This window comes from Pantoea anthophila, assembly GCF_006494375.1.
In the GTDB taxonomy this organism is placed as follows: Bacteria; Pseudomonadota; Gammaproteobacteria; order Enterobacterales; family Enterobacteriaceae; genus Pantoea; species Pantoea anthophila.
In genome coordinates, this window is sequence record NZ_VHIZ01000052.1 from 132,197 (window position 1) to 153,158 (window position 20,962).

The window sequence follows — 20,962 nt, forward strand, 5'->3', positions numbered from 1 at the left end:
CCACGCCGCCGATGTACTCAGCTGACGCTGCTTTTCAGGGTGCTGGCCTGCTGGTGGCGCTCGATGGCCAGGTCGATCAGGCGGCTGATCAGATCCTGATAGCTGAGTCCGGCTGCCTGCCATAATTTCGGGTACATGCTGATATTGGTGAAGCCGGGCAGGGTATTCACTTCGTTGACAATAATCTCGCCGCCGTCGGTTAAAAACACATCGACGCGCGCCATACCAAAACACTCCAGTGCCGTGAAGGCTTTAATAGCAACCTCACGAATGGCATCGCTGGTTTCCGTGGAGAGGGCGGCGGGCACCACCGTCTGCGCACCGCTTTCCGAGATGTATTTGGTGTCGTAGGAGTAGAAGGCATCATGCACCACTACTTCGCCGCAGGGGCTGGCTTCGGGCGCATCGTTGCCCAGCACCGCGCACTCAATTTCGCGTCCTTTAATGCCCTGCTCGATCAGCACTTTACGGTCAAAGGAGAAGGCGAGCGCCAGCGCGGCGTCAAATTCCGCCGGGCTGTCCACTTTGCTGACCCCGACCGATGAACCCTGATTGGCGGGTTTAATAAACAGCGGCAGGCCAAAGCGGGCAATGACAGCCTCTGCATCCAGCTGGGCGCGCTGCGCCTGGGTGACGCTCAGCCACGGGGCGACCTTCAGACCGGCATCGCGTAACAGGCGTTTGGTAAAATCTTTATCCATGCTGACCGCAGAACCGAGCACGTCGGAGCCGACAAAGGGTAACGAAGCCATCCGCAGCAGGCCCTGCAGAGAGCCATCCTCACCCAGCGTGCCGTGAACGATAGGGAAGATGACATCGATCTGCGACAGCGGATGTGCGTTGTGACGGGTGATAACCTGCTGCTGAGAATGACCGGGTACCAGCGCCACATCGTCAGCCGCGCGATTCAGGGCGATCAGTGACGGATTCTCAGCGTTCAGTAAGAAGTTGGACGCATCGTTAAGACGCCAGTGCCCCTGTTTGTCGATGCCCAGCAGCACCACGTCAAACCGGGTTTTGTCTATCGCCTCAAGGATATTTTTGGCCGACTGCAACGACACTTCATGCTCAGCCGATTTCCCGCCAAACACGATCCCTACCCGCAACTTAGTCATCAATTTTGCCCACTGAAAAATCAAAACCTTAAGATAGCATGCGGGTTGCGCGGGAAAACAGGGTAAGGCGCGAGATAATTTTTCAGCGGCCGTTAACCCTCATCACTGACGATAAAGCTGCCGTTAAGCTGCCACTGTTTCCGCTCACTCACCCGGGTGGCATCGGCAGCCAGCCAGGTGACTATCGTCACTTTTGCACGCAGCGTGCTGCCGGAGGCGATCTGGCCCTCTTTGCGGAACTGCAGAGGCAGACCGGCGCTGAACGTCATCGCTGCCGCCTCTGTTCCGGCTCGTTCGATCGTGACCGGACGATCGTCGAGCGTCACATCATGCAGGGTCAGTGTCGCCCGGCCCTGTTCGCCAAACAGATAGCTGTCGGCGTTTTTCGCGGGCCCGCTGAACATCAGTTTCAGCGGTGTCGGGCGGTCACAGATGACCGTGATCTCTGACTCTCGCGGGTCACCCATCCGCAGTTCGACGGCAGTCAGCGCATTGCCCGGGCGGCCGAGCAGCTCGCCCCGTGTCATTTCACCGTAATCAATCCGTGGATCGCTGAGCTGAATTTCGCACGCCGCACGGGCAGGGAGTGCGGCAAAAAGGCCACTGAAAGCCAGCAGCAGAGGCAGAACAGAGGGCTGTTTCATGGGACGCATCTCGCGGAAAGTGAGGCATAAAGGGTGCCGGGCTGGTTATACCAGGGCGTAAGCATATCGATGGCACACTGGCTGCCATTGCGGTCGAGGCTGAATAGCGGCTCGTCCGGCAGGTCGTCGAAAAAGAGCGTGCCATCTTCATTCACAAAGGCGATCAGATGACCTTTGCCATTTTTGACAGGGGCACCCGGTGCCGGACTTTGCTCTGGCGGGAAGCTCACCAGCGCCCGGCGAACCGTATAGGCGGGCAGAATCACCGGCACTACCGCGCCGCGGTAAGGCGTGATGTCTGCAATACCGCTGATGACCTGGACATTGTCAGGCAGGCTCTGGTTTTCGATCTGTACGGTATTCTTCTGCCACGGTGTCCAGGAGGTGATGGCATGACCCGTGTGGTCGCTCCACACCACGCCGCCAGGGGTGTGGATACTGACGTCAGGCTGGGGGCTGTTGAGGGAAATAATGCCAAAGGTATCGCCTGTTTTGCGGGGCGAAAAGGTCACTCCCTCACTATGCAGGACGGCGCTGCCGCGCGCGCCCGCGTTGTAACTGGTGCTGTTTTCATTATGCGAAACGCCGCCGCTCAGCTGACTGTATTTGGTGGTCCAGGTTGCGGAACCCGCAACTGACGCATCCTCACGCTGACTTTTCTCCCCGGAGACGCTCCAGGCAAATTTATCATTCAGGATGCTGTCAACACCCATGCCGGCGCGTGTTTTTCCCCGGGTGTCACTAACCCAGCTGCGCACGCTGCTGCGGCTGCCGAGCGGAACCGCGAAATTGAGGTAAACGTAATGGTCATCAGTGTGGCGCTGATCCTGCGTGAGCCGGTTTTTCTGGATGCCGAGATTGACGTTCACTTTTCCGAAGGTGCGGCCCCAGCTGAACAGGTAGCCCAGACTTTCTGCATTCTGCCAGCTCTGTGACATGCTGCCGGAAAAGGCGAGTACGCCGAGCTGCGGCTGGCTATAGCTTATCCCCGCGGCGTACTGTGACCGGATCTGTCCATTCTCCTGACGGGCGTCTCCGGCGCGCCATGAGCTGCCTGGATCCCTGAAATCACGGCTGCGAAAGCTGGCGGAAGAGGTCAGTGATAATCGGGGCGTCACGCCTGCGCTGATGCTGAGCTGGTGATTGAGGCCCTGCATGTTGCCTCGCTCCCCGGCCGAATCCTGCACCTGCGAGGCAGTCTGGGTCAGGGAAGCGATAAGGCGTTCTGTCAGCCGCAGCGTGGTGCGCCAGGAGGCGGCCTGATAGTGCTCGCTCATCAGCCCGCCTGCCGTCACGGCCATGAAACCATTCTGATAAAGTCCGGCGGAACCGACGAACACCGGGAACGACTCATCGGTCAGGCGCAGACGTCCGGCGGCCAGAGAGAGTCCGGCATTCGCCAGAGAAACCGTGGTCTGAGCCTGAATATAGGGGATCGTCTGCTGCTGACGATGACCGGACTGGTCATGGCTGATGATCTCAAAATCATCGGACTGATTGATCGCCGGGATGTCAGCCAGTGTGTTCATGCCTGCTGTGACCTGATAGGTCTTCAGCAGGATGCCCGCCTGCCAGACCTCGGCAGTACCGGCTTGTGAGAAGAGCAGATTCAGCGACACGCCGCTGTTTCCGCTATTTTCTGCACTGCGTTCTGGCATGAGTTGTGCGCCCAGCAGGTTGATGCCGGAAAACAGGGTGTCGCCCGCGGTGATCTCACCTATCTGCACGACCGACGCCCAGCCGGGAAGGGAGCGCTGGGCATAACTGTAGAGTCGGGTCAGCTGGTGGTGTTCATTCTGGCTGGTATAGCTCTGCCCGCTGCGGAGTACCCAGTTGTTGATATTGCCCCCAATCTCGGAGGTCAGCGTCTGCGAGTGGTGGTTTTGTCCGGCGCGCGTCTGGTACTGATAGCGTCGGCCATCGTAATTCACCACCAGCGCATTTCCCCCGCTGGAGAAGCGCGGATGCGCAGACAGGTCGCCTGCCGGGACCTTGAGCAGCAGGCTGCTGCGATCAACCTGCTGCTCCAGCAGAATCGGGCTTTCCGGGGGCAGCTGCAGGCAGCGCGCATCCTCTGCCTGCTGAAAACGATCGGGGATGATCCCCAGCTTCTCTGGCAGATCGGCTGGCCAGCAGGGATTACCGGCCTGATCAAACGTCAGGATATGCACCCCTTTGCTTTGACCGTTAACGACAATATTGACGGGCTGTTTCCCCGGCAGAAAGTGCGTACCTGCATCAAGCAGTTCAGCGGCACTGGCGTCGTAGCCGAGCGCTTTGAGCATCTCTTTGTCATAGCGGTTTGCCGCCTGCACACAGGCTGAACTGACCACAAGGCTGAGTATCAGAAATTGTTTCATGGATAAAGGTGAACGGGCTCAGAGCGGCACATTAAAAGGGGCGGTTAAAATTCCATATCGGGTGACGGGGTGCAGAAGCAGGGCTTTCACCTTATTCGCGGAGGCAGCAGGCAGAGCCACATCAAACTTTTCACCCGGAAGAATGTAGGAATTTTTCAGTTCAACCGACCCTTTGCCGGGCAGTAAATTAATCTCTCTGGTGAGCCTGACGATATAAGGTGTCGGATTTTCAATGTGCAGAGAGGCACCTGAAAGATGGAAGGTCAGCCCTGTCCAGGGCGCGGTGTTTACCGGCAGGCTGGCGGGGGAGATAATGACCGGAATATTCTGGCCAATGAGAATGCGGGCGCGATTCTTTTTACCATCATCCTGCGGGATAGAGACAAAATTAATTCGCTGCATCTTCTGGGTATCCAGCCTGACACCCTCTTTTAACACCACCCGGATCTGCTGGTTTTTCCCTCCATCGACACGAACCAGTTGAGGGGTAATAATCAGCCGGTTTTCAGGGTCTTCAGGAATTGTCTGCAGGCTGCTGTGCAGCAGCGCCGTATCCCTGTCTGTGTTCAGTACATTAACCGTCACTTCACGATTCTGGTCATCAAGAAATAAAGCCGGTACTTCAGGCTTCATGCCGGCTGCAAATACGCCGGATACAGACAAGGAAAAGAGAATGGCAACAGAGAGAATTATTTTCATTTTATTTTTACCCTGTATTTAAAACGCGAAGGCCGGACGGCCTTCGCTGACAATCATGAAAAATTACAGATAAACCACAGAGAAAGTGACGTTACCGTCAATAGGCACTTCTTCACCGCTCGGGTAGGCATCCGCTTTCTTCAGAATCATTCTTGACGCAATGGAATAGGAGGCTTTAGTCATGGCTGCCGGGGTGGTGCTATTGGCATCCGCCGCCAGGGTAAAATAGCCATTTTTGGTCAGCGTTGCGGGTGCTGTAGCCGTCACATGAGTGAGGGACCATGCCGCTTTATCGCTACTGGTCAGCACATTGGCATTCGCTGCACCGTCGGCGGTTGCGTCGGTAATCGCCAGTGCCATCGCCCCCACGTGTCCCTGAGCGCTGTCTGTCCCTAAGCCGAAAATGTGTGCATCTGATAAGCCTGAAACGGTTGCTTTCATCTCTTCAGACATGTTCGCCAGCGTCATGGCACTTGCCGCACGGTTATCTGTGGTCTGAACGGCAATCGCGACAGGCGCTTCACAATCCACATTCAGGGTAACGGTGTTGCCCTGTTTAACATTGCTGTCCTTCAGCAGTGTCGCTGCGGCGATGGTGCCAAGATCAATGCTTGCAGAGCTTAATGCCACACCACAGGCGGCTGGAGTGATGGTACCCGTGATGGAAAGGGTCGCAGATTCTGCAGCCTGACCCGCAAAACTGACGGACGCCATCGCGGCAATAATAGCGGTGCTTAATAATAATTTTCTCATATTATCTTTCTTATCAGATTTGTTATAAATGAGCAGTTCTGAACAGACCGAACGCTCTCTTTGCTGTGCGGAGTAATCAGCGTGCAAAGTGATAATGAATAAGAGATATGAGGCGCATAATATTCTTATCCCTTAAACTGAGCGCACTGATTAATCGCCTTCTCCTGATTTTTAATTTTGATTCAGGAAGGTCAGGCTAACATAGAACTTTATTAATGGTTTAGTTAATGAATAAGTAAAAGTGGCTTCATTTGAAGGTGAGTGTTTATAGCATGTTTGATGCGTTATAGTTTTTTCTGTTTAACCTTATATTTATAATTTAAAATTAACGGCAGGGAGAAAATGGTAATAACAACCTCCCCTGAAATAGATTTATTTTAAAAAAAAGATGTCTAAGCGCGGACAGTTTTGGGGAGCGTAAGCAATCCTGCCTGCTAATGCGCAAAAGGTGAGGTATGCTCTGGGTGAGTGTTGAACGCGGCTGTCAGCGATCGGGGTGTCGGGGATAACGTTGATCGGCATCATGCCACCCCCGCCCTTAAATCAGCATCATTATCAGCGGCGTTTAACGCGCTTGTTTTCGATAGATTCGATCACAACGAATGCCAGCATAAGGGCGGGGATTTTTGAAGTCCGTTATTTTAGCGGTCAATTTCTGCCATTCGCTACGGCAAAACTTAAAGGCTGAGTTTATCCGGGAGGGGTAAGGATTTACCTCAGCATTTATTTGATCGGTGATAACGGGCTGTGCTGTTATACCAGCAACTGTGAACCGCTGGTACCGTAGTTGACGCGGAAGTCAGCAGCGTATGCGGCGACAGCATCTTTTCCCCACAAGGCACCCATAATGACGCATACGGCCGGGCCAATGACGCCGCCCAGAACCGCACCACAGAGCTGAGCAATAGGTCCGAATACAGCACTGCGGCTTGCACTTCCACCGACCGTGACCCCGGTTGCCAGACCTTCGATAAAGCCCCAGATAGCCCCTTCAAGCGCCCCTTCAATGGTAGAGACAAATTCACCACCGCTTACGGTTTCAATTTCACACAGAGTTAAATCACGCATATTTCAATTCCTTTTAATGTATTTTCGGTTAGTTAAAGCATCTTTACTGCTGTTATACCCGCGTTATGAAGCTGATGCCTTTTAAAAGCACGCCACTGCATTACGCTGAGTTCTTTACCTCCAGGCCGACACCTTAAGCGACTAATGCTACATGGACGAAAAGAGGGCCTGTTAAATAATACCATTTACCATACTGCGGAAATCCTTCCGCCTATGCCTGCAGCGGGAAACGTTGCCTGACTGAAAATCGTGGTGAATTGAATCATCTTTAAAACTGTACCCCGGCTCACTGAGTTTTATCGGGCTGGCCTGGCGATGAATAACGGAAAAATCTTCTCTCTGTAATAAGCTGTTTTGCGGAATGTAACAATATATTTTTTTATGCATAAATAAAGTTTTTTCTGATGGCTGAAATCACTTATTTGTCCTCATTTTGCATCATTTGTTTTTTATTTTTACATTTTATCAGTGAGTCGACTCATCGTCGTCTGGCTAAAATGGCTGCCTGTTCATCTGAGTGACTGTCTGATGTCAGGGTTTTTACTTTAGAGTTTGATTTGCCTTTTTCTGTATCAATAATTCATAACCGCTATCACCGCGGATAAACCGGAGTATTAAGCATAATAAGTAGGCTATGGGTCTCTTTTTTAAACAGGGCGCCGTCAGGTTATAGGACCAGCCGTCTTGTCGGTCCCCTATGAATATCACCGGAAAAAAGGGAGCATGGCATCTGTTAACAGAAGAGCTTCACGGAATCAGTCAGATTTAATCCGATGTTCTGTGAATTCATCGGTGTAATAGAAAAAGCAGCGCGTCATACATGATGACTTATTACAGATGTGCTGAAATTCGCTGGCAGGCCAGCCCCCAGGGCGCGCGAAACGTTCTGTCTGCCACCATCTGCCGAAGATCGCGATTGGTGGCGGCGATCAATCTTACATCCACCGGGATCAGCCTGTTTCCCCCGACACGCTCGAACTCCTGCTCCTGTAAAATATACAGCAGCTTCTCTTTCAGGCTCTTAATCTGCTGACAGGCGAGCGCATTATCTACCGCAATCGCAATACGCTCAGCAATCTGCTGCAACACCTGCAGATTGGCTGCAGTCAAACTGTTGAACTGGCACTGAACCAGTTTCAGCACCCCCCAGCGTTTTAGGGTAAAACCCAGTGGCAGGATAGTGAGGGTTTTGCTCTGATCGCGCCAGGACTCGTGAAAAAGGGAACGCTCATGATCTTCTGGCTCCTCGTTCGGGCCAACATGTGTCAGCAGCATCTCTCCACTTGTCATTACCTGCTGAGCTGCAGAGCCGGCCAGCAGCATGCGCGACTGTTCACGCTGAGCCACCTGAGGCTGAAGATAATGAGTCACATAAACACTGGCCTGCTTACTCTCTTTATCCGCCTCACAGAGCACAATGCCTATCGCGTTGATCATCATCTATTGTTGGGGCTATTTTACAATTTCGACTGCAGACTCAGATTTAGTTAAGAAAATTATAATCTGGTTGAGTAGTGGTATTTATCTACGCCATCAATGAGTGGTTAGAAAACGATGATCAAATAATAATGGATTTGAATGTTTATAATGGTAAATTCGATGGAGTAATTTCAACTCCAGCTATCAGGGATTTCATTCGAGCAACACCACAAATTACTGATTACTTCTTATTGAAAGGATACAAACAACCCTTTAGAAATTCGGGCGTTGGATATGTCTATGAAATTATTATGGGTAAAAAATATTTATTTGCAGTTGTTGACGTAAAGTTAGAAGGGGAAAGCCTGGTATTAACTGACAAAACAGAAGGAGGAAGTGAATTTCTTCCTAAAGAAATCACCCTTCTAAAAAGGTCGGATGAGGCTACACTCCTCGGATATAGTAAGCACAAAAATTGAACAGTTCAGCAAGGTTCGATAACGAGCAAGGAAGTGATGAGGTTACAGGATGCGGATTCGAAGAGCTGTGTTTCAGTTTCACTGAGTTTGGCGTTCTTACATGCAATTGTGAAGTTAAAGAAAAAATGTGGGGGAACAAAAGGGGGGCATTAATTTGCAGAAACAAAAAAGCCACCAGGATATAGGTGGCTTAATCACATGATTTTAAAACTAAAATTTGGTGGCCCCTGCTGGGTTTGAACCAGCGACCAAGCGATTATGAGTCGCCTGCTCTAACCACTGAGCTAAGGGGCCAGCGGAGCGGGGATTATAAAGTATCTCTTCAGGGCGATCCAGCACTCCGCCATCGGTTGCTGAAATAAACAGCAGCGATTTACCTGCTGATTTCTATAACAAAACTGGCGAACGGCGTTAGCGAAGTTTTAAAACAGCGTGGAAAATGCGACGCCATGCCTTTAGCGAAACTGGACATCAGGCTGCAGCAGCCGTGTGCTGCCTCTGTCACGTCGAAAGCGTAACGCGCTGAGTCCTGAAGGCTGGAATGTACTGAGCGTAATCACTACTATCTTAGCCAGAGATTACGCGGCAGAGAGCACAGGACGTTCTATGGAGAAGCAGAGCAGCAGAGCGCTTACGCCACAGCGTAGCGACAGCAGGGCGGGAAAGGCATGAGTGAACACGCTATCCGCGACATCATCACTCCGGGGCTTGATGTGCTGTTCTGCGGCATTAACCCCGGCCAGTCAACCGCCCATCAGGGCTTTCACTTTGCGCATCCCGGCAACCGGTTCTGGAAAGTCATCCATCAGGCCGGATTCACCCGTGAGCAGCTGAAACCGGAAGAGGAACAGCGCTTAACCGAAACCGGCTGCGGTATCACCATGCTGGTTGAGCGACCCACGGTGCAGGCGAGCCAGCTTGCCACGGATGAACTACGTGAGGGCGGCAGACGCCTGATGGAAAAGGTGCTGAATTATCAGCCCGCCGCGCTCGCCATCCTGGGTAAGGATGCGTTTCGTCATGCCTTTCAGCAGCGAAAAGTGGAATGGGGTAAGCAGCCCGTCTTTATGGGGAAAACCCAGGTGTGGGTGTTGCCGAATCCCAGCGGCCTTAATCGCGCCTCACTGGAGGAGATGGTCGAAGCCTATCATCAGCTTTACCGGGAGCTGCATCCGGAGGAGAGCAGGGCGGATAAATAGCAGGCATAAAAACCCCGGCGAACCGGGGTTTTTGTCGGACTTAATCGTCGAGGAAGCTACGCAGCACTTCCGAGCGGCTCGGATGGCGCAGTTTACGCAGGGCTTTCGCTTCAATCTGACGAATACGCTCACGCGTTACGTCAAACTGTTTGCCCACTTCTTCCAGCGTATGGTCGGTGTTCATATCGATACCGAAACGCATGCGCAGCACTTTCGCTTCACGCGCGGTCAGACCAGCCAGTACGTCATGGGTGGCAGAACGCAGGCTCTCTGAGGTAGCAGAATCCAGCGGCAGCTCCAGCGTGGTGTCTTCGATAAAATCGCCCAGATGTGAATCTTCATCATCACCAATCGGCGTCTCCATCGAGATCGGCTCTTTAGCGATTTTCAGCACTTTGCGAATTTTATCTTCTGGCATCAGCATGCGTTCAGCCAGCTCTTCCGGCGTCGGCTCGCGACCCATCTCCTGCAGCATCTGGCGCGAAATACGGTTGAGCTTGTTGATGGTCTCAATCATATGCACCGGAATACGGATGGTACGTGCCTGGTCCGCGATAGAGCGGGTAATCGCCTGACGGATCCACCAGGTCGCATAGGTCGAGAATTTGTAACCACGGCGATATTCAAACTTATCTACCGCTTTCATCAGGCCGATGTTACCTTCCTGAATCAGGTCGAGGAACTGCAGACCGCGGTTGGTGTATTTCTTGGCAATTGAAATAACCAGACGCAGGTTCGCTTCCACCATCTCTTTCTTGGCGCGACGCGCTTTGGCTTCACCGATCGACATGCGACGGTTGATATCTTTAACCTGCTCAATGGTCAGGCCGGTCTCTTCTTCGACCTGCGCCAGCTTCTGCAGGGAACGCATAACGTCATCCTGCACTTCCAGCAGCTTTTCAGACCACGGCTTGTTCATCGCCAGCGCCGCTTTGAACCAGCTCTCATTGGTTTCGTTGCCGGTGAACAGGGTGATGAAGTTTTTCTTCGGCATTTTGCACAGCTCAATACAGAGCTTCATGATCAGACGTTCCTGGGTACGGACACGTTCCATCATGGTGCGCATGCTGCCTACCAGGTAATCGAACTGCTTCGGTACCAGGCGGAACTGTTTGAAGACGTCAGAGAGGTTCTGGATTTCAGCAACGGCGGCGGCATGGCTGCGACCTTTGCTTTTGATCACGCTGCGGGTGGTTTCGTACTGCTTGCGCAGATCGGAGAACTTCTCGCGCGCCAGTTCCGGATCGATGGAGTTATCGTCCTCGGAGTTGTCGTCCTCGTCTTCGTCTTCATCTTCGTCGTCGTTACGATCGGCTTCAGACAGCTCAGAGCCCACGTGCGTAGCCGTTGGGGCCAGATCTTCTTCTGCGTTAGGATCGACGAAACCGGTAATCAGATCGGAAAGGCGTGATTCACCTGCTTCAACTTTGTCGTACTGATCCAGCAGGTAAGTAATCGCTTCAGGGTATTCGGCAACGGAACACTGAACCTGGTTGATACCGTCTTCGATACGCTTCGCGATGTCGATTTCGCCTTCGCGCGTCAGCAGTTCAACGGTACCCATTTCACGCATGTACATGCGAACCGGGTCAGTCGTACGCCCGATTTCAGATTCAACGCTGGATAACACCTGAGCGGCAGCTTCCGCGGCATCTTCGTCAGTATCGGAGCTGTTTTCGTTCAGCATCAGATCGTCGGCATCAGGGGCTTCTTCAACCACCTGAATACCCATGTCGTTAATCATCTGGATGATGTCTTCGATCTGATCGGAGTCGACGATATCTTCCGGCAGATGGTCATTGACCTCAGCATAGGTCAGATAGCCTTGCTCCTTACCACGGGTGACAAGAAGCTTGAGCTGTGACTGCGGGTTTTGCTCCATAAGACGGTATCCACACTTCTGTTAATTAGATTGGTGTCGGTCGGCAGCGAGCCAACAATAGCAGTGAAGGCCTTTAATTCTTGCCGCTGCCTTCGTCGCGGCGTGGGCTTTGCCCATCAGTAATCGGCACTTAAGCCGCGTGTATAAATCGTTGGTGGTACAGGCCTGGCTTAACGCCCACGGCCTTAAAACAGCCACGCCGCCCTCCATCAGAACGGGCAGCGTGCTAAATTATTTTCGGGCAAACGCCTGACTGAGTGTCCAGAGCTCACGGCGCTCATCGGCGCTCAGTCCCTGGGTGCGTTCACGCGCTATCAGAAACTCCAGACGCTCTTCCAGAGCTGAGTCGTAGACGCTGGCCAGCGAGTCCTGAAACACCGCTTCGGCTTCTTCATCTACTATCATGTGGTTCCAGATCGCCAGCGTTTCAAGCGTCTGACTAAAATTTGTTCCGCGATATAACTCTAGTAGCTGTCCGGTGGTCAATCCAGGATTCTCATTACAGCGACCGACTAATTCAATAAACAGCGGTAAACCCGGCATTTTTGACTCAGACAGCCCGTCAAGCGAAGGCACCATCGACGCCAGCTGCGGGTTCTGTATCAGTAACGCAATCAGCACGCGCATGGTGGTACGCTTAAGCGGCGGGGCAACCGGCGCCGTTCCGCTTGTGGCCAGCTTTGGCATCAGCTTTTCAAGCTGATTGTCATCGAGAATACCCAGTTTATTTCCCAGCTCCTGACGCATATAAATACGTAAGGTCTCACCGGGGATCTGCGTAATCAGTGGTAAAGCCAGCGTGCTCAGGCGCGCTTTACCGTCGCGTGAGCTCAGATCCACCTGCGGCAGCAGGCTATCAAACAGAAACGAAGAGAGCGGCATTGCCTGCTCCATCCTCGCCTCGAAAGCGGCTTTACCCTCTTTGCGGACCAGCGTATCCGGATCTTCGCCATCGGGTAAAAACATAAAGCGTAGCTGACGACCATCATTCATGTAAGGCAATGCGGTCTCAAGCGCACGCCATGCTGCTTCACGTCCGGCCCGGTCGCCGTCGTAACAGCAGATCACGGTGTCGGTACTGCGGAACAGCAACTGAATGTGTTCAGCCGTGGTGGAGGTGCCCAGCGACGCAACAGCATAATCGATGCCATACTGCGCCAGCGCAACCACGTCCATGTATCCCTCGACCACTAACAGGCGGGCGGGTTCAGGATGATTTTTTACTGCTTCATACAGGCCATAGAGCTGGCGGCCTTTATGGAAAATCGGTGTTTCCGGCGAGTTCAGGTATTTCGGCGTTTCGTTACTCAGGACACGTCCGCCAAAACCGATGACGCGGCCACGCTTATCGCGAATCGGAAACATGACGCGGTCGCGAAACCGGTCATAGGTACGGCCTTTGTCATTGCTGACCAGCATGCCCGCTTCCATCAGTGACTCGCGGTCTTCGGATTGCTTGCCAAAACGCTTGAGAACGTTGTCCCAGCCGGCGGGGGCATACCCTATCGCAAAGTGATCGATGATTTCGGCGCTCAGACCACGACGATCGAGATAGTCGCGGGCTGCCTGCGCGCTGGACTGCTGCAGGCTCTGCTGATAAAAACCGTTCAGGCTCTCCATCAGCTGATACAGGCTCTGGCGCTGATGGCGTTCCATCTGGCTGGGCCCGCTGCCTGCTTCATAAGGCACGTCTAAACCGTGGGCGGTGGCTAACTCTTCGATACTCTCAACAAACTCCAGACGATCAAAGTTCATTAAAAAGTCGATGGCATTGCCGTGTGCGCCACAGCCGAAACAGTGATAAAACTGTTTTTCGCCGTTTACGGTGAAAGAGGGGGTTTTTTCATTGTGGAAAGGACAGCACGCGTGGAAATTCTTACCCTGCTTTTTCAGCTTAACGCGGGCATCGATAAGATCCACGATATCCGTGCGGGCAAGTAAATCGTTGATAAATACGCGTGGAATTCGTCCAGCCATACGCCCCGGTTTTTCAGCTCATAAACGGCAACAAGCCGCGCTTCCTTTCGGAAAGCACGGCCTTTTACTTGACTCTGTCTGCGTGAATCACGCGGTGGAGGCGGACCTCCGGAACGACTTAGTACAGACGAGTGCGGCGTGCGTTTTCGCGAGCCAGTTTCTTGGCGTGACGCTTAACTGCTGACGCTTTAGCGCGCTTACGTTCGGTAGTCGGTTTTTCATAGAACTCACGACGACGAACTTCAGCCAGAACGCCTGCTTTCTCGCAAGAACGTTTGAAGCGACGCAGTGCTACGTCAAATGGCTCGTTTTCACGTACTTTAATTACCGGCATGTAACTCTCACCTCGATAAAATTCGGTTTTGCTGCTGACTGCGGCGCCAGCACATTTCAAAATGGTGCAGCATTTTACTCCAACCCAGGTTGGTTTGTAAAGCACCATGGACAATTTGAAACCAACAGGAGCGTTTGCCTGTGCGGCTGCCGGTTTTTCCAGGGGCGGGAGTATAGCGCACTCTTTAGCCGACAGAAAATGACTTTTTACGCGGGATGGCCGCGCTGCATCTCCCATTGCTGTGATAAACTGCGCGCCGCAAGAATGAGGTGATGCAATGCGAATTCTGGGTATTGAAACGTCGTGCGATGAAACCGGCATCGCAATCTATGATGACGAGGCCGGATTACTGGCTAACCAGCTCTACAGCCAGGTTAAAGTGCACGCAGATTATGGCGGTGTAGTGCCGGAACTGGCCTCACGCGATCACGTGCGTAAAACCGTGCCGCTGATTCAGGCGGCGCTGAAAGAAGCCGGTCTGGCACCACAGCAGATCGACGCGGTGGCCTATACCGCCGGGCCAGGACTGGTCGGTGCGCTGCTGGTCGGGGCGACGATCGGTCGTGCACTGGCGTTTGCCTGGAAAGTGCCGGCGGTGCCGGTTCACCATATGGAAGGTCATCTGCTGGCTCCGATGCTGGAAGAGAATCCACCGGCATTTCCGTTTGTCGCGCTGCTGGTGTCGGGCGGACATACTCAGCTGATCAGCGTCACCGGCATCGGGGAATATCTCCTGCTGGGTGAGTCGATTGATGATGCGGCAGGTGAAGCCTTTGATAAAACGGCGAAGCTGCTGGGGCTCGATTACCCGGGTGGGCCGATGCTGTCGAAAATGGCGCAGCAGGGCACGGCGGGGCGGTTCACCTTCCCGCGTCCGATGACCGATCGTCCGGGGCTGGATTTCAGCTTCTCCGGGCTGAAGACCTTTGCCGCGAACACTATTCGCGCTAATCCGGATGACGATCAGACCCGAGCCGACATCGCCCGCGCCTTCGAGGATGCGGTAGTGGACACGCTGGCGATCAAATGTAAGCGCGCACTGGATGAGACCGGCTTTAAGCGTCTGGTGATTGCGGGCGGCGTCAGCGCCAACCGGACGCTGCGCGAGCAGATGGCGATCATGATGCAAAAGCGCGGCGGTGAAGTCTTCTACGCCCGTCCTGAGTTCTGTACCGACAATGGTGCGATGATCGCGTATGCGGGCATGGTGCGACTGAAAGGAGGAACGCGCGGGGGGTTAGGCGTCAGCGTGCGGCCGCGCTGGCCGCTGGCGGAACTGCCCGCCATCTGATGTGAAAAAAGCCGGCTTGCCGGCTTTTTTTATGGCTGAGATTTCTTTTTGCGCTTCCAGATCTTGCCTTCCTGTCCCCGCCACAGCCGCTGAATATTATCGTGATGACGCAGCAGGATCAGACAGGAGAGCATGGAAACCGGGAAGGTGAACTGCGGTTTGAACCACCAGACGTAAAACGGCGCAATCAGCGCGCTGACGATAGCGCCCAGTGACGAGTAGCCGCTGAGCAGAACCGTTAACAGCCAGGTGCCGGTCACCAGGCCGGTCAGATCCCAGCCAATGGGCGCGATGGCACCGAATGCCGTCGCCACCCCTTTTCCGCCGCGAAAGCGAAAGAACACCGGATAGATATGACCCAGGCAGGCGGCAATCGCGGTGAGGCCAAGATAAAGCGGGGGAACGTGCATCAGCCAGGCCAGCCAGACCGGCACCATCCCTTTCAGCACATCAAACACTAATACGGTGGCGGCTGCGGCTTTACCGCCCAGGCGCAGCACGTTGGTCGCCCCCGGATTGCCGGACCCGTGTGTGCGGGGATCGGGCAGGCCAGCGACTTTACAGACCAGAATGGCACTGGAAATCGAACCGCAAAGATACGCGAAAATAATCATACCAAGCGCGAAAGCACTCATAACACCGTACCGTTCCCTTCAGGGTCGTTTTGATCTCTTCAACCGTGGATAATACGCATAATCCGCCGGAAGTGGTATCCGGCTTAGCCAAAAACAGAGAGTCTTATCATGGATATCGTATTTATAGAACAACTCACGGTGTTCACCACCATTGGCGTTTACGACTGGGAACAGGGCATACAGCAGAAGCTGGTGCTCGATGTCGAAATGGCCTGGGATAACCGGCTGGCGGCCAGCAGCGACGATGTGAAGGACTGCCTCAGCTATGCCGATGTCTCCTCGGCCATTCTGACGCATCTGACCGGCAGCCGTTTCGCTCTGGTGGAACGGGTTGCTGAAGAAATTGCGGATCTGTTGATGAACCGTTTCAATTCGCCTGGCGTACGCATAAAGGTCAGCAAACCGGGCGCGGTGGCCCAGGCGGCGCAGGTTGGCGTGCGAATCGAGCGCGGGACTATTCCTAAATAAATACGATGTGATTGCCATCACAATGAAACCAAACCAAATTACTGTCTGTCATAGCCTGTACCGATACGTTACAGCAGGCGAATCGGTTTAGACCTTAAGGTTTACTTCAGGCTAACAGCGGCATGATTTCAGGCGATAGCAGCGCGCTACCGCCTTTTTAATGGTTTTGAAACGGATAGAGGGAACATTTGATGGCAGATATTCATCAGCTTTGGGTAGCTGCAATCCTGGGCGTTGTGGAAGGGCTGACCGAATTTTTACCGGTCTCTTCCACAGGGCACATGATTATAGTGGGTCACCTGCTGGGCTTTGAGGGTGAAAAAGCCGAGACCTTTGAAGTTGTGATCCAGTTAGGATCGATTCTGGCCGTAGTGGTGATGTTCTGGCGCCGTCTGTTCGGGCTGATCGGCATCCACTTTGGCGAAGTGAAACATGAGGGCGTCGGCAGCGGTCGTCTGTCGCTGATCCATATTCTGCTGGGCATGGTACCGGCGGTGGTTGTGGGTCTGGTGCTGCACGATCAGATTAAAACGCTGTTTAATCCGATCAACGTGATGTACGCGCTGGTGGTCGGGGGTGTGCTGCTGCTGGCCGCCGAGTTCCTGAAGCCAAAACAGCCGAAAGCCGTGGGCGTCGATGATATTACCTATCGTCAGGCGTTTATGATTGGCTGCTTCCAGTGCCTGGCGCTGTGGCCTGGCTTCTCCCGTTCCGGTGCCACTATCTCTGGCGGGATGCTGATGGGCGTGAGCCGCTATGCCGCGTCGGAGTTCTCCTTCATCCTGGCCGTGCCAATGATGATGGGCGCGACCGTGCTGGATATGTACAAGAGCATCGGCTTCCTGACGATGGCCGATTTCCCGATGTTCGCGGTGGGCTTTGTGACGGCATTTATCGTGGCGCTGATTGCGATCAAAGCCTTCCTTGAGCTGATCAAACGCATCTCTTTTGTCTCGTTCGCCATCTACCGCTTTATCGTCGCGGCAGCGGTCTACATGGTCTTCATGTAAACCGCAGGCAGACTGCTAGTCAGTCTGCCCGATCGCCAGACCCTGCGCGACGGCGTCAACCCGTCGTCGCGTTAACTCCTCCCGCACTTCCGCACCTTTAAATCCCGCCTCGATCACGGCTTTAGTGGGAACCGCCTGGGCCAGCGCAAAAGCGCGACGCAGATAGTCACCCTGCGGATAGGCCATACTCTCCAGCCCGGCACGCCCGCGTGCGTCCGCTTCACTGGTCAGCGCCATCTGTTCGACGCGCTGCGGCTTGCGCCACGCATCAATCCGGTCGAACAGCGCCACCAGCGACGCCGCGGATTGCCGCTCAATGGTGTGCACCACGTCGTGAAATTCGGTCACGATCAGGGCCAGATCGCGAATCGCGTTGGGCACCCGCAGCCGCTGACACAGCGCCTCAACCAGCGGCACACCCGCCAGACCATGACCATGATGGCTGGGCCAAAGCTCAGGCGGCGTCAGTGCCTTACCGACGTCATGGAACAGCGTGGCGAAGCGCACCTCGATCTCTCCGGAGAGCGCGGCAGCCATCGCCAGCGTCATCAGCGTGTGGACGCCGGTGTCGATCTCCGGGTGCCACTTCGCAGGGGCCGGGATGCCAAACAGATTGTCCAGTTCGGGGAAAAGCACCTGCAGCGCACCGCAGTCGCGCAGTACCTGAAAATAGACCTGCGGATTACGGGTGCTGAGCGCTTTTTCCGTCTCCTTCCACACCCGCTCAGCCGTAAGATTTGCCAGCTCTCCGCTCTCCGCCATCTGCTGCATCAGCTGCCGGGTTTCAGGGGCGATACGAAAGTTGAGGTGAGCAAAACGCGCCGCAAAGCGCGCGACCCGCAAAACCCGCAGCGGGTCTTCACTGAAAGCCGCAGAAACATGGCGCAGCAGGCGCTGAGCGATATCACGCTGGCCGTTGTAGGGATCGACCAGTTTGCCATGCTCATCCTGCGCTATAGCGTTAATCGTCAGATCGCGCCGCTGTAAGTCCTGCTCCAGCGTCACGTCGGGAGCAGACCAGGTCACAAATCCGGTATAGCCTTTCCCGTTTTTCCGCTCGGTTCGTGCCAGCGCATACTCTTCGCGGCTGACAGGATGCAGGAAAACGGGAAAATCGCGACCGACCTGCTGATAGCCCTGCTCCAGCATGGCTTCAGGCGTGGCACCGGTCACCACCCAGTCTTTGTCTGTAACCGGCAGATTCAGCAGCGCATCACGCACCGCACCGCCAACAAGAAACGTCTTCACGTAAAACTCCAGAGAAAAAGAAATGATCGGCACGCCGGGCGCATCCCGCGCCTGAAATCAGCGGTGCATCTGGTTTTATTGTTGCACAGATTGCCCGGATTGCAGACATGCCAAAGGGGGGATCGTCTGATCCCCCCTTTAAAACCGGCAGAATGCGGTCAGTTCATCCAGCGATCGCTTTTCTTGCGGCGCGGCAGCATGTGCGGCAGTAACAGACCCAGCAGCAGGCCGACGCCCAGCACGCCGCCGCCATACATAAACCACTGCATGATGATGGTACGCTGCTTGTCATCCAGCTGAACGTTGGCGGCGCTGACTTTCTTCTGCGCGACGATCAGCTCATTTTTCAGCTTCTGATTTTCGTCTTTCAGCCCGTTGATGACACCGTCGCTGCTGGCGACTTTGTTCTGCATCTCGGCGGTGCGCTGGTTCCAGCTGTTGTCGATGTTATCCAGCTTGGCGGTCAGATCTTTGACCTGCTGCTCAAGCTGCGGCACCCGGGTGCGCAGGCTCGGATTTGCGCTGAGCTGCGACAGGGGGATCCAGGTGGTGCGGCCTTCCGAATCGCGGATCTGGCCATAATGAGTATCATTGTTGGTCTGTAACAGCTGCACCTCTTCCCCGGCGTTCAGCTTACCGAGCAGGCGGAACTGGTCGCCGGGGCCGCTGCGCACCCAGGTCGAGAGTTCATCAGAGACATAGCGTTTTTCGTCGGCGTGGGCAGGTGCAAGGGTGCTGAGGGCCAGCAAAGTGATTCCAGCGAGTGTGATTTTTTTCATTCGATTTCGTTTGGCTTAATCTGACTAAAAATTTACCGGCACAGTCTGGAGAGGCCCCGCATAAATCTGAATGAGAACTATCCTGGTCTCATGGGAGTGCGAAAAGGTCTGCAAAGCGCAAAGAAAGCAGAGACAGCGCCGCTTCTGTGCATTAATCTTCGCCTCATAACCCCTTGCCCTCAGGCGACAGCGTAACCAGCCTGCTGATAATCGCCTGAAATATGCAGGAAAAACCCTCTTAAGTGCCAGCGGCGTAGTGAATAAAAAATTATGACCATCGAAATCGAACTAAAGTTCATTGCAACTCCACAAGCGGCCGGGAAACTGGCTGAGTACTTCTCCACTTTGCCGCATCAGCATCAGGCGGCCCGTGAACTGACCAACATCTACTTTGAGACCGATGACAACCAGCTGCGACGCTGGGACATGGGCTTACGCATTCGTGGCATCGATAAACAGTATGAGATGACCCTGAAGGCCGCGGGGCAGACGCTGGGCGGACTGCATCAGCGCCCGGAATACAACGTTGAACTCAGCGAACCGGTGCTCGATATTGCGCGCCTGCCCGCCACGATCTGGCCGCAGGGCACCGATGTCGCGGCGCTCCAGTCGCGCTTACAGCCGCTTTTCACCACCCATTTCCAGCGCGAGATCTGGCTGATTACCGCTGGAAACAGCGAAATTGAAGTGGCGTTTGACCAGGGCGAGGTGTCGGCCGGTGAGTTCAGCGAACCGCTGTGCGAGGTCGAGCTTGAGCTGAAGCGTGGCGAACGTCAGGATCTGCTGACCTTTGCACAGCAGCTGGTGGCGCAGGGGGGACTGCGGATGGGCAGCCTGAGTAAAGCCGCCCGGGGTTATCAGCTGGCGCAGGGGAATCCGCCGCGCCTGATCAAGCCGTTCCCGCTGCTCAAAGCGGGGGCGAAAGCCACCGTGGAGCAGGGGATGGTCGCCGCCATGTCGGCTGGTCTCAGCCACTGGCAATATCATGAAGAGGTCTGGCTGCGGGGCAACGCGGCAGCACAGGATGCGGTGCGCGAAGCGCTGGATCTGCTGCGCCAGGCGTTCAGCCTGTTTGGTGCTCTGGTGCCACGCAAAGCCAGCAGCGCGCTGCGTCAGCAACTGACCACGCTGGAAGAGACGCTGGTGAATGAAGAGCAGGCCGCTGCTGCCTTCTGTCTCTCTTCACTCTCCGTTGAGACCCAGCTGGCTCTGACGCACTGGCTGGCGGAATCTCAGTGGCGTCAGTGGATCGACGTCAAAGGGGAAACCAAGCTACAGGGCTCCTTTAAACGCTTCAGCGACATCATGCTGAGCCGCGTGAATGCCGATCTGAGAGAGACCTTCAGCACGGTGAAACAGCCGAACGAATATCAGGACAAGGCGACCCGTCTGGCGCGTCAGCTGCTGACGGTTCACCTGCTGGCCGGATCCTACGCGCCTGAAACCGTCGCCAGCTGGCTGGAACCCTGGCAGCAGCTGCTGTCAGCCATTCATGAAAAGCAGGAGTCGGGCTTAGCCTGGCTGGCCTCGCAGGCAATGAAACAGTCGCCGTTCTGGCTCACCAGCGGCACAGGCCGCTAACCGCTTTCAGGTCACGCCATC

Annotated in this window: 19 protein-coding genes and 1 tRNA gene; 6 read left to right on the plus strand and 14 right to left on the minus strand. The window is 54.6% G+C overall.

What is annotated here, in order from left to right; genetic code table 11:
* Positions 1-17: 17 nt before the first annotated feature.
* The 7 genes from ddlA to FJW00_RS15980 form a co-directional block, all read right to left on the minus strand.
* The gene (ddlA, locus tag FJW00_RS15950; RefSeq protein ID WP_140924900.1) at positions 18-1,115 is read right to left on the minus strand and encodes a D-alanine--D-alanine ligase; all 1,098 of its coding nucleotides are present in this window, start codon (positions 1,113-1,115) and stop codon (positions 18-20) included.
* Positions 1,116-1,207: 92 nt separating this feature from the next.
* Complete coding sequence (locus tag FJW00_RS15955; RefSeq protein WP_140924902.1) at positions 1,208-1,759, minus strand: DUF1120 domain-containing protein; 552 nt, start codon at positions 1,757-1,759, stop codon at positions 1,208-1,210.
* Entirely contained in the window at positions 1,756-4,119 is a 2,364-nt protein-coding gene (locus tag FJW00_RS15960) for a fimbria/pilus outer membrane usher protein (protein WP_140924904.1), read from the minus strand. The genes FJW00_RS15955 and FJW00_RS15960 overlap by 4 nt, the downstream gene beginning before the upstream one ends.
* 18 nt (positions 4,120-4,137) lie before the next feature.
* Positions 4,138-4,818, minus strand: a complete 681-nt coding sequence (locus tag FJW00_RS15965) for a fimbria/pilus chaperone family protein (RefSeq protein ID WP_111208126.1) — start codon at positions 4,816-4,818, stop codon at positions 4,138-4,140.
* Between the two features lie 63 nt (positions 4,819-4,881).
* The gene (locus FJW00_RS15970) at positions 4,882-5,571 is read right to left on the minus strand and encodes a DUF1120 domain-containing protein (RefSeq protein ID WP_140924907.1); all 690 of its coding nucleotides are present in this window, start codon (positions 5,569-5,571) and stop codon (positions 4,882-4,884) included.
* 753 nt (positions 5,572-6,324) lie between these two features.
* Positions 6,325-6,639, minus strand: a complete 315-nt coding sequence (locus FJW00_RS15975; protein WP_009087309.1) for a DUF5862 family protein — start codon at positions 6,637-6,639, stop codon at positions 6,325-6,327.
* An 831-nt stretch (positions 6,640-7,470) separates the two neighbouring features.
* On the minus strand, positions 7,471-8,076 hold the full coding sequence (locus FJW00_RS15980) for a sigma 54-interacting transcriptional regulator (RefSeq protein ID WP_309147972.1): 606 nt from the start codon (positions 8,074-8,076) through the stop codon (positions 7,471-7,473).
* A gap of 77 nt (positions 8,077-8,153) precedes the next feature.
* Here FJW00_RS15980 and FJW00_RS15985 point away from each other — a divergent pair, with 77 nt between their 5' ends.
* Entirely contained in the window at positions 8,154-8,537 is a 384-nt protein-coding gene (locus FJW00_RS15985; protein ID WP_140924911.1) for a hypothetical protein, read from the plus strand.
* A gap of 218 nt (positions 8,538-8,755) precedes the next feature.
* On the opposite strand, the gene FJW00_RS15990 is transcribed toward FJW00_RS15985, so the two are convergent.
* Positions 8,756-8,831 (minus strand) — tRNA-Ile (locus FJW00_RS15990).
* Between the two features lie 374 nt (positions 8,832-9,205).
* Here FJW00_RS15990 and mug point away from each other — a divergent pair.
* Entirely contained in the window at positions 9,206-9,736 is a 531-nt protein-coding gene (mug, locus tag FJW00_RS15995) for a G/U mismatch-specific DNA glycosylase (RefSeq protein ID WP_140029543.1), read from the plus strand.
* Positions 9,737-9,776: 40 nt separating this feature from the next.
* On the opposite strand, the gene rpoD is transcribed toward mug, so the two are convergent.
* From rpoD to rpsU, 3 genes are all read right to left on the minus strand, one after another.
* Positions 9,777-11,618, minus strand: coding sequence for an RNA polymerase sigma factor RpoD (rpoD, locus tag FJW00_RS16000; RefSeq protein ID WP_009087305.1), 1,842 nt, complete (start codon positions 11,616-11,618; stop codon positions 9,777-9,779).
* Positions 11,619-11,849: 231 nt separating this feature from the next.
* Positions 11,850-13,595: a DNA primase gene (dnaG, locus tag FJW00_RS16005; RefSeq protein WP_140924913.1), complete on the minus strand. Its 1,746-nt coding sequence runs from the start codon at positions 13,593-13,595 to the stop codon at positions 11,850-11,852.
* Between the two features lie 118 nt (positions 13,596-13,713).
* On the minus strand, positions 13,714-13,929 hold the full coding sequence (rpsU, locus tag FJW00_RS16010) for a 30S ribosomal protein S21 (protein WP_001144069.1): 216 nt from the start codon (positions 13,927-13,929) through the stop codon (positions 13,714-13,716).
* Between the two features lie 277 nt (positions 13,930-14,206).
* On the opposite strand from rpsU, the gene tsaD reads away from it, so the two are divergent.
* Entirely contained in the window at positions 14,207-15,220 is a 1,014-nt protein-coding gene (gene tsaD, locus FJW00_RS16015; RefSeq protein WP_140924915.1) for a tRNA (adenosine(37)-N6)-threonylcarbamoyltransferase complex transferase subunit TsaD, read from the plus strand.
* Between the two features lie 29 nt (positions 15,221-15,249).
* Here the strand turns inward: tsaD and plsY are convergent, their stop codons facing one another.
* Positions 15,250-15,855: a glycerol-3-phosphate 1-O-acyltransferase PlsY gene (plsY, locus tag FJW00_RS16020; protein ID WP_009087302.1), complete on the minus strand. Its 606-nt coding sequence runs from the start codon at positions 15,853-15,855 to the stop codon at positions 15,250-15,252.
* A gap of 108 nt (positions 15,856-15,963) precedes the next feature.
* Between plsY and folB the strand changes: the two genes are divergently transcribed.
* Together folB and bacA are read left to right on the plus strand one after the other, a co-directional pair.
* Positions 15,964-16,323, plus strand: a complete 360-nt coding sequence (folB, locus tag FJW00_RS16025) for a bifunctional dihydroneopterin aldolase/7,8-dihydroneopterin epimerase (RefSeq protein WP_010249061.1) — start codon at positions 15,964-15,966, stop codon at positions 16,321-16,323.
* A 191-nt stretch (positions 16,324-16,514) separates the two neighbouring features.
* Positions 16,515-17,333: an undecaprenyl-diphosphate phosphatase gene (bacA, locus tag FJW00_RS16030; protein ID WP_009087300.1), complete on the plus strand. Its 819-nt coding sequence runs from the start codon at positions 16,515-16,517 to the stop codon at positions 17,331-17,333.
* A gap of 15 nt (positions 17,334-17,348) precedes the next feature.
* On the opposite strand, the gene FJW00_RS16035 is transcribed toward bacA, so the two are convergent.
* Positions 17,349-18,581, minus strand: a complete 1,233-nt coding sequence (locus tag FJW00_RS16035; protein ID WP_140924917.1) for a multifunctional CCA addition/repair protein — start codon at positions 18,579-18,581, stop codon at positions 17,349-17,351.
* 158 nt (positions 18,582-18,739) lie between these two features.
* A complete protein-coding gene (locus FJW00_RS16040) occupies positions 18,740-19,360 on the minus strand; it encodes a TIGR04211 family SH3 domain-containing protein (RefSeq protein WP_009087298.1) in 621 nt (206 codons plus the stop codon).
* 270 nt (positions 19,361-19,630) lie between these two features.
* On the opposite strand from FJW00_RS16040, the gene FJW00_RS16045 reads away from it, so the two are divergent.
* Complete coding sequence (locus FJW00_RS16045) at positions 19,631-20,941, plus strand: CYTH domain-containing protein (protein WP_140924919.1); 1,311 nt, start codon at positions 19,631-19,633, stop codon at positions 20,939-20,941.
* The last annotated feature ends 21 nt before the right edge of the window (positions 20,942-20,962 follow it).